Source organism: Streptomyces sp. NPDC014907 (genome assembly GCF_055562975.1).
This window is the reverse complement of the sequence record NZ_JBVHEG010000004.1, coordinates 455,720-464,378: the sequence shown is the minus strand read 5'-3', so window position 1 is coordinate 464,378 and position 8,659 is coordinate 455,720. Positions and strand designations below refer to the sequence as shown.

Annotated in this window: 8 protein-coding genes and 1 riboswitch; of the genes, 7 read left to right on the top strand and 1 reads right to left on the bottom strand. The window is 73.1% G+C overall.

What is annotated here, in order from left to right; translation table 11 throughout:
- Nucleotides 1-177: 177 nt before the first annotated feature.
- The 6 genes from shc to ACZ3IL_RS14265 all read left to right on the top strand — a co-directional run bounded on the left by shc (nucleotide 178) and on the right by ACZ3IL_RS14265 (nucleotide 6,173).
- A complete protein-coding gene (gene shc, locus ACZ3IL_RS14290) occupies nucleotides 178-2,184 on the top strand; it encodes a squalene--hopene cyclase (protein WP_467390056.1) in 2,007 nt (668 codons plus the stop codon).
- Nucleotides 2,184-2,855, top strand: coding sequence for a phosphorylase family protein (locus tag ACZ3IL_RS14285; protein WP_467390054.1), 672 nt, complete (start codon nucleotides 2,184-2,186; stop codon nucleotides 2,853-2,855). The genes shc and ACZ3IL_RS14285 overlap by 1 nt, the downstream gene beginning before the upstream one ends.
- Nucleotides 2,856-2,862: 7 nt before the next feature.
- Nucleotides 2,863-3,885, top strand: coding sequence for an adenosyl-hopene transferase HpnH (gene hpnH, locus ACZ3IL_RS14280; protein WP_467390052.1), 1,023 nt, complete (start codon nucleotides 2,863-2,865; stop codon nucleotides 3,883-3,885).
- 7 nt (nucleotides 3,886-3,892) lie between these two features.
- Nucleotides 3,893-5,278, top strand: a complete 1,386-nt coding sequence (locus ACZ3IL_RS14275; RefSeq protein ID WP_467390050.1) for an aspartate aminotransferase family protein — start codon at nucleotides 3,893-3,895, stop codon at nucleotides 5,276-5,278.
- Nucleotides 5,279-5,355: 77 nt separating this feature from the next.
- A complete protein-coding gene (locus tag ACZ3IL_RS14270; RefSeq protein ID WP_467390048.1) occupies nucleotides 5,356-5,994 on the top strand; it encodes a helix-turn-helix domain-containing protein in 639 nt (212 codons plus the stop codon).
- A 23-nt stretch (nucleotides 5,995-6,017) separates the two neighbouring features.
- Nucleotides 6,018-6,173, top strand: coding sequence for a DUF6126 family protein (locus tag ACZ3IL_RS14265; protein ID WP_167534180.1), 156 nt, complete (start codon nucleotides 6,018-6,020; stop codon nucleotides 6,171-6,173).
- 31 nt (nucleotides 6,174-6,204) lie between these two features.
- Here ACZ3IL_RS14265 and ACZ3IL_RS14260 read toward each other — a convergent pair whose 3' ends face one another.
- Nucleotides 6,205-7,026, bottom strand: a complete 822-nt coding sequence (locus ACZ3IL_RS14260) for a tyrosine-protein phosphatase (RefSeq protein WP_467390044.1) — start codon at nucleotides 7,024-7,026, stop codon at nucleotides 6,205-6,207.
- A 388-nt stretch (nucleotides 7,027-7,414) separates the two neighbouring features.
- Nucleotides 7,415-7,576, top strand: a riboswitch (cyclic di-AMP (ydaO/yuaA leader).
- Between the two features lie 2 nt (nucleotides 7,577-7,578).
- Between ACZ3IL_RS14260 and ACZ3IL_RS14255 the strand changes: the two genes are divergently transcribed.
- The gene (locus tag ACZ3IL_RS14255; protein ID WP_467390042.1) at nucleotides 7,579-8,550 is read left to right on the top strand and encodes a peptidoglycan DD-metalloendopeptidase family protein; all 972 of its coding nucleotides are present in this window, start codon (nucleotides 7,579-7,581) and stop codon (nucleotides 8,548-8,550) included.
- The last annotated feature ends 109 nt before the right edge of the window (nucleotides 8,551-8,659 follow it).

Sequence of the window (8,659 nt, the reverse complement as noted above, 5' to 3'; positions counted from 1 at the left end):
CACTGCCCCGCCGGGGGGGGGCCCCCCCCCCCCCCCGGGCCCCATTGGGGGGTCGCAGTAACGGTTTCCCCCCAACCCCCTTTTTTGGGGGGGGGGGCCGCGGCCGGCCCCCCCCGGGCCCCCCCCGACGGCAGACCCGCAGGAGCAGAAGGAAACGGACTGCACGAAGGGGAAGCCATGACAGCGACGACCGACGGAAGCGCCGGGGCCGTGAGCCCCCGGACGGCCGCGGCGAACGAGACGACCGACACCCTCGCGCCGCCGGCGGGGACCGTCTTCGGGCCGGAGAGACCCGAAGAGACCGCCGCGCGGGCCGCGGCGCGGGCCGCCGAGCACCTGCTCGCCCGGCAGGACCCGGAGGGCTGGTGGAAGGGCGACCTGGAGACCAACGTCACCATGGACGCCGAGGACCTGCTCCTCCGCCAGTTCCTGGGCATCCTCGACGCCGACACCACCCGGGCCGCCGCCCTCCACATCCGCCGCGAGCAGCGCGAGGACGGAGCCTGGGCCACCTTCTACGGCGGGCCCGGCGACCTCTCCGCCACCGTCGAGGCCTACGTGGCCCTGCGGCTCGCCGGGGACCCGCCCGAAGCCCCGCACATGGCCCGCGCCTCCGCCTGGGTCCGCGCGCGCGGCGGCATCGCGGCCGCCCGGGTCTTCACCAGGATCTGGCTGGCGCTCTTCGGCTGGTGGCGCTGGGAGGACCTGCCCGAACTGCCCCCGGAACTGCTCTTCCTGCCGAAGTGGTTCCCGCTGAACATCTACGACTTCGGCTGCTGGGCCCGGCAGACGATCGTGCCGCTCACCGTGGTCTCCGCGAAGCGCCCGGTCCGCCCCGCCCCCTTCCCGCTGGACGAGCTGCACACCGACCCGGCCCGCCCGAACCCGCCCCGCCCCCTCGCTCCGGTGACCGGCTGGGACGGGATCTTCCAGCGGCTCGACAAGGCGCTCCACCTCTACCACCGGGTGGCGCCGCGCCCGGTGCGCGAGACGGCCATGAACCTCGCCGCCCGGTGGATCGTCGAGCGCCAGGAGAACGACGGCTGCTGGGGCGGCATCCAGCCCCCCGCCGTCTACTCGATCATCGCCCTCCACCTCCTCGGCTACGACCTGGGGCACCCCGTCATGCGGGCCGGCCTGGAGTCGCTCGACCGGTTCGCCGTCCGGCGCGAGGACGGCTCCCGGATGATCGAGGCCTGCCAGTCGCCCGTCTGGGACACCTGCCTCGCCACCATCGCCCTCGCCGACGCCGGGCTCGCCCCCGACCACCCGGCCCTGGTGAAGGCCGCCGGCTGGATGCTGGACGAGGAGATCACCCGCCCCGGGGACTGGACGGTGCGCCGTCCCGGGCTCCCGCCGGGCGGCTGGGCGTTCGAGTTCCACAACGACAACTACCCCGACGTCGACGACACCGCCGAGGTCCTGCTCGCCCTGCGCCGGGTCCGGCACACCGAACCGGCCCGGCTGGAGGCGGCCGTCGCCCGTGGCGTCCGCTGGACCCTCGGCATGCAGTCCCGCGACGGCGCCTGGGGCGCCTTCGACGCCGACAACACCAGCGCCCTCCCCAACAAGCTGCCCTTCTGCGACTTCGGCGAGGTGATCGACCCGCCCTCCGCCGACGTCACCGCCCACGTCGTGGAGATGCTCGCCCACGAGGGCCTGGCCCGGGACCCCCGCACCCGCCGCGGCATCGAGTGGCTGCTCGCCGCGCAGGAGCCGAACGGCGCCTGGTTCGGCCGCTGGGGCGTCAACCACGTGTACGGGACGGGCTCCGTGCTCCCCGCGCTCGCCGCCGCCGGCCTCCCCTCCTCCCACCCGGCGGTCCGCCGCGCCGTCGCCTGGCTCGGCTCCGTGCAGAACGAGGACGGCGGCTGGGGCGAGGACCTGCGCTCGTACCGGGACGAGGAGTGGATCGGGCACGGCGCCTCCACCGCCTCCCAGACCGCCTGGGCCCTGATCGCCCTCCTCGCCGCGGGCGAGCGGGAGTCCGAGCCGGTCCGCCGGGGCGTCGCCTGGCTGGCCGCGACCCAGCTCCCGGACGGTTCGTGGGACGAGCCGTACTTCACCGGCACCGGGTTCCCCTGGGACTTCTCCATCAACTACCACCTCTACCGGCTGGTCTTCCCCCTCACGGCGCTGGGCCGCTACGTGTACGGGGACCCCGCGTTCCGCGAGGAGGGCTGATGGACGGCGGGCCGGGGCCGGCCGCCGCCCCGCCGCTCCTGATCGCCTGCGCGCTCGGCATCGAGCAGCTCGCCCTGCGCAGCGGCGTCCGGGGCGGCGCCTCCGGCCCGGTCACCGTGCTGCGGACGGGCATGGGCCCCGGCCGGGCCCGCGGGGCGGTCTCCCGGGCGCTGGGGGAGCGGCGCCGGTGGGACGCGGCCGTGATCGCCTCCGGGTTCTGCGCGGGGCTCGTCCCGGGCATGCGCCCCGGGGACCTGATCGTCGCCGACGAGACCCGGGGGCCCGGCGGCACGACCGCGTGCACCGGCACCGACCTGCTGGTGAGGGCCCTGGCCCGGGCGGTGCCGGGCCGGGCCGTCCACGTCGGCCCGCTGAGCGGCTCCGACCACGTGGTGCGGGGCCCCGGGCGGGCCGCGCTGCGGGGCACCGGCGCGATCGCCGTCGACATGGAGTCCGCCGTGACCCTGCGCACCGCGCGTGCCGCCGGGGCGTTCGGCGAGGGGCCGGGAGCGCGCCCGGTTGCGGCCGTCCGGGTGGTCGTGGACGCTCCGGAACACGAGCTGGTCCGCATTGGCACGGTTCGCGGGGGAATATCGGCCTTTCGCGTCCTTCGTGCCGTCCTTCCCGCTTTCTTCGAATGGCACCGTTCTTTGCTGCTCCCCAGGAGGTGAACGAGTTATGGCCATGCCGCTCCGTCAGTCCGTCCGGGTCGGGACCTACCTCTTCGAACAGAAGCTCCGCAAGCGCGACAAGTTCCCGCTGATCGTCGAGCTCGAACCGCTCTTCGCCTGCAACCTCAAGTGCGAGGGCTGCGGGAAGATCCAGCACCCGGCGGGTGTCCTCAAGCAGCGCATGCCGGTCGCCCAGGCGGTCGGCGCGGTCCTGGAGTCCGGCGCCCCCATGGTGTCCATCGCGGGCGGCGAGCCCCTGATGCACCCCCAGATCCACGAGATCGTGCGCCAGCTGGTGGCGAAGAGGAAGTACGTCTTCCTCTGCACCAACGCGATGCTGCTCCGCAAGAAGCTGGAGGACTTCACCCCCTCCCGGTACTTCGCCTTCGCCGTGCACATCGACGGCCTGCGCGAGCGGCACGACGAGTCCGTGGCCAAGGAGGGCGTCTTCGACGAGGCGGTGGCGGCGATCAAGGAGGCCAAACGGCGCGGCTTCCGGGTCACCACCAACTCGACCTTCTTCAACACCGACACCCCGCAGACCGTCATCGAGGTGCTCGACTTCCTCAACGACGACCTCCAGGTCGACGAGATGATGATCTCGCCGGCCTACGCCTACGAGAAGGCCCCCGACCAGGAGCACTTCCTCGGCGTCGAGCAGACCCGCGACCTCTTCAGGAAGGCCTTCTCCGGCGGGAACCGGCGCCGCTGGCGGCTCAACCACTCGCCGCTCTTCCTGGACTTCCTGGAGGGGAAGGCGGACTTCCCCTGCACCGCCTGGGCCATCCCCAACTACTCCCTCTTCGGCTGGCAGCGCCCCTGCTACCTGATGAGCGACGGCTACGTCCCCACGTACCGCGAACTCGTCGAGGAGACCGACTGGGACAAGTACGGCCGCGGCAAGGACCCGCGCTGCGCCAACTGCATGGCGCACTGCGGCTACGAGCCCACCGCCGTCCTCGCCACCATGGGCTCCCTCAAGGAGTCGCTGCGCGCGGTCAGGGAGACCGTCTCCGGAGGAGAACGGTGAGCGGGGCATGACGGAGGGCTTCGACCTGGGGGCCCTGCTCGCCGGGCGCGGGGGCGAGCGGTACGAGCTGCACGCCCGGTACCTCAACCCCCAGCTGCCGCGCATGCTCCACACCATCGGCTTCGACAAGGTGTACGAGCGGGCCGAGGGCGCCCACTTCTGGGACGCCGACGGCGCCGACTACCTCGACATGCTCGCCGGCTTCGGCGTGATGGGCCTCGGACGGCACCACCCCGTCGTCCGCAAGGCCCTCCACGACGTCCTGGACGCCGGGTTGGCCGACCTCACCCGCTTCGACTGCCAGCCGCTGCCCGGCCTCCTCGCCGAGCGGCTGCTCGCCCACAGCCCCCACCTCGACCGGGTCTTCTTCGGCAACAGCGGCACCGAGGCCGTCGAGACCGCCCTCAAGTTCGCCCGGTACGCCACCGGGCGGCCCAGGATCGTCTACTGCTCCCACGCCTTCCACGGCCTCACCACCGGCTCCCTCTCCGTCAACGGCGAGCGGGGCTTCCGGGACGGCTTCGCCCCGCTCCTGCCGGACACCGCGATCGACCTCGGCGACCTCGACGCCCTGGAGCGCGAACTGCGCGGGGGAGACGTGGCCGGCTTCGTCGTGGAGCCGATCCAGGGGAAGGGCGTCCAGGAGGCCCCGCCCGGCTTCCTGCGCGGGGCCCAGGAGCTGCTGCGCCGGCACGGCGCCCTGCTGATCGCGGACGAGGTGCAGACCGGCCTCGGCCGGACCGGCGACTTCTACGCGTACCAGCACGAGGAGGGCGTCGAGCCGGACCTGGTCTGCGTCGCGAAGGCGCTCTCGGGCGGTTACGTGCCGGTCGGCGCCACCCTCGGCAAGGACTGGATCTTCAAGAAGGTCTACTCCTCGATGGACCGGGTCCTGGTCCACTCCGCGAGCTTCGGATCGAACGCGCAGGCCATGGCCGCCGGGCTCGCCGTCCTCTCCGTGATGGAGCGGGAGGGCACGGTCGCCCACGCGCGCCGGATCGGCGACCTGCTCGCCGGCCGCCTGAGGGAGCTGGTGCCCCGGTACGAACTGCTCCACGAGGTCCGCGGGCGCGGTCTGATGATCGGCATCGAGTTCGGCCGGCCGTCCTCGCTGGGCCTCCGGAGCCGCTGGGCGATGCTCCAGGCGGCCCGCAAGGGCCTCTTCGCCCAGATGGTCGTCGTCCCGCTGCTCCAGCGGCACCGCATCCTCACCCAGGTCTCCGGGGACCACCTGGAGGTGATCAAGCTGATCCCGCCGCTGGTCGTCGACGAGGCGGACGTGGACCGGTTCGTCACCGCCTTCACGGCGGTCATGGACGAGGCCCACGGAGGGGGCGGGCTGATGTGGGACTTCGGCAGGACGCTCGTCAAGCAGGCGGTCGCGCAGCGCTGACGCGCGCCGCCCGGCCCGGGTTTTGCCTCTGGGGCAATAAACTTGCCTCAGAGGCACGATCCTGGCGGAATGGACGCATGGACCACGTCCCCGGGGAGCCTTCCCCGGACCCCGCCGCTCCCGACGTCCTGCCGGACGTCGCCCCGCAGCTGCGGGCGCTGCGCCGGCGCCGGGGGCTCACCCTGGAGGCCGCCGCCCGGCGGGCCGGCCTCTCGCCCGCCCACCTCTCGCGCCTGGAGACGGGCAACCGGCAGCCTTCGCTGCCCATGCTGCTCGCCCTCTCCCGCATCTACGGTACGACGGTCTCGGAACTCCTGGGGGAGTCCCCTCCCGAGCGGGACCCCGTGATCCGGGCCGGCCGCTCCGAGCCGGTCGAGGCCGACGGCTGGATCTACCGCCAGGCGGGCGGCGCCGGACGCGCCCTCCAGTGCCTGCGGGTCCACGTGCCGTACGCCACCCGGGGCGACATCGTGCGCGTCCACCCGGGCGAGGAGTGGATCCACGTCCTGGAGGGCCGGGTGCGGCTCGCGCTCGGGGAGACGGTCCACGTCCTCGATCCCGGGGACGGCGCGCACTTCGACTCGCTCACCCCGCACCGGATCGGTGCCGCCACCCCCGGCGGGGCCGAGCTGCTCTTCGTGCACACCCTCCTGCAGAGCCCCGCCGCCGAGCTGTGCCTCGGCGACGGGACCCCGCACCGGCGCCGACCTTCGTGACGCATTCCAAGGAAAGGACCGACATGTCCGAGAAGTCCGCACCCGTCACCGGCGAGGAGCGCGGGGAGGGCAAGTTCCCCAAGGGCCTGGTGCTCCGCCTCTTCGCCTACCTGATCGCCGGTCACCTCTTCGCCGGCTTCCTCTACCTGCTCTTCATGCTGGGCGGGCAGAACCAGTAGGCCGGGCGCCGGGCGGGTGGAGCCGCCGGGTCTACGCCTCCGTGAGCAGGCGCTCCCGCAGCCGCTCGCGCGTCTCCGGAGCCAGGCCCAGCCCCTCGGCGAGATAGGCGTCCACCGAGCCCCAGGTCGTGTCGATCGTCTCGAAGGCGGCCCGCAGGTACTCCGCGCGCGCGTCGAAGAGCGGGCTCAGCAACTCCATCACCTCGGGCCCCATGGCGTCCGGAGCGGTGGAGCCGCGGCGCACCTTGTAGCGGCGGTGCGGCTCGTTCGACTTCACGTAGTCGGCCTCGATCGCCTCGCGGTCGACCCCGACGGCGAGCAGGGTGATCGCGACGGCGAGCCCGGCGCGGTCCTTCCCCGCCGCGCAGTGCATCAGCGCCGGCACGCTCTCCTCCGCCATGGAGTGCAGGATGCGGCTGTGTTCCGTGGTTCGCTCGACCACCATCCTCCGGTACGAATCGGACATCCGGGCGGCCGCCCTGCCGTCGCCCAGGGCCTCCCGCAGCTGTGCGATCCCGCCGTCGCGCACCAGCTTCCAGAACTCCTTGCCGTCGGCCGGGTCGTTGAGCGGTATGTTCACGTTGCGCACGCCCGGCAGCTCGACGTCCGCGCCCTCGATCCGCCGGTCGGCCTCGTTGCGGAAGTCGAAGACGGTGTGCAGGCCGAGCGAGGCGAGGAAGGCGGCGTCGGCCTCGGTCGCGTGGGCCAGGTGGCCGCTGCGGAAGAGGCGGCCGGGGCGGACGGCACGCCCGTCCGCCGTCGGCAGGCCGCCCACGTCCCGGAAGTTGCGGACCCCCGCAAGCTCGGGCTCGACGGCTTCGGCGGGCGGGACCTGCGGCAACTGCTGCGTCACGGATGCTCCTGGGGGTCGGCGTTCGGGTGTCCGGCGCGGGACGGGTTCCTGGGGCAATCATCCGGGCGGGAGGCGCGTGGCGCACCCCCTCGGACGGTAATGGGGGAACTGTCCGAATTGAGGCCTTGGGTATAACAAGCCCTGGTTGAGGGGGAGATGGAAGGCGGCGCGTGAGCAGCGTCATAGAAGTGACGGATCGTGGCCGGGGGACCGGCGTGATTTCCGTACGCCAAAGGGAAATCGAAGGACCGTCATCCACGGAGGGTGACCGTGATCCCGCCGTAATGATCTAGCGGGGAATCCCGGGCCGGAGCAGTGGCTTGTTCGCGCCGACCCCGCTCGTCTAGCGTCACCGTCAATCCGGTCGGACCGCCGAATCCTGCCACCGTCCGGAATTCCACCCATCCCATGCGTGGCAGGAGCGGGGGACCCAGGAAGTACGCCGGTCCCGTGACACAGGACGGCTCGGGGTGAAGCCGCGTGAGAACGCGGCCGGACATCTCCAGTCCGAACCCGACAGCTCACCTCGCAGGCGCCGGAGAGGAACGATCCATGCCCGCGAAGGGTAAGCACCGCCGCCCGAAGAACAACCTCCTCACCCGCGGATTCGCCGCCGCCGGCACGGGAGGCGCCGTCGTCGCCCTCCCGCTCCTCGGAGCCACGGGCGCCCACGCCGCCGAGCAGGCCGCCCCGGCCGCCGCCCCCGCGCCGGCCGTCGTGGCCGCCTCCCAGGTGCAGGCCGTCCCGGTGAAGGCCACCCCCGCCGAGGCCGCCCCGGCCGCCGCGAGGAACACGCCGGTGACGTACTCCGTCGTCCGCGGCGACCACCTGTCGAAGATCGCCGCCGACCACCACGTCACGGGCGGCTGGCAGAAGCTGTACGAGGACAACCGCCGGACCATCGGCGCGGACCCCTCCCTCATCATGCCCGGCATGAAGCTCACCGTCGGCGCCCGGGGCTCCGCCCCCGCCGGCCCGAAGAGCGCCCCGGTCACGCGGAGTTCCGGGAAGGGCGACGACACCCCGCGCGCCTCCCGCGAGACCCGCCGCGCCGCCGCCCCGGCCGCCACCACCACGGACGCCCCCGGCGGCTCCACCGGCTCCCCGACCGGTTCCTCCACCGGCTGGGTCGCCCCCGTCACCGGCGGCTTCTCCACCCCGTACCGCGCCTCCGGCTCCATGTGGTCCTCCGGCTACCACACCGGTGTCGACTTCATCGCCTCCTCCGGCACCACCGTCCGCGCCGTCGGCGCCGGCACGGTCGTCTCCGCCGGCTGGAGCGGCTCCTACGGCAACGAGGTCGTCATCAAGCACGCCGACGGCAACTACTCGCAGTACGCCCACCTCTCCTCCCTCGCGGTCTCGGCCGGCCAGTCCGTCACCGGCGGCCAGCAGATCGGCCTCTCCGGCTCCACCGGCAACTCCACCGGCCCGCACCTGCACTTCGAGATCCGCACCTCGCCGAGCTACGGCTCGGACGTCGACCCGCTGGCATACCTGCGCGGACACGGCGTCTCCGTCTGACGAAAACGGCGAGAACCCCCTTTTCCGGCGGCCCGGCGCGAAAGCACCGGGCCGCCGTCGTATTCCGACGTGGCGGAATCTTTACCGGTGGCATATATCACCCGCCGTC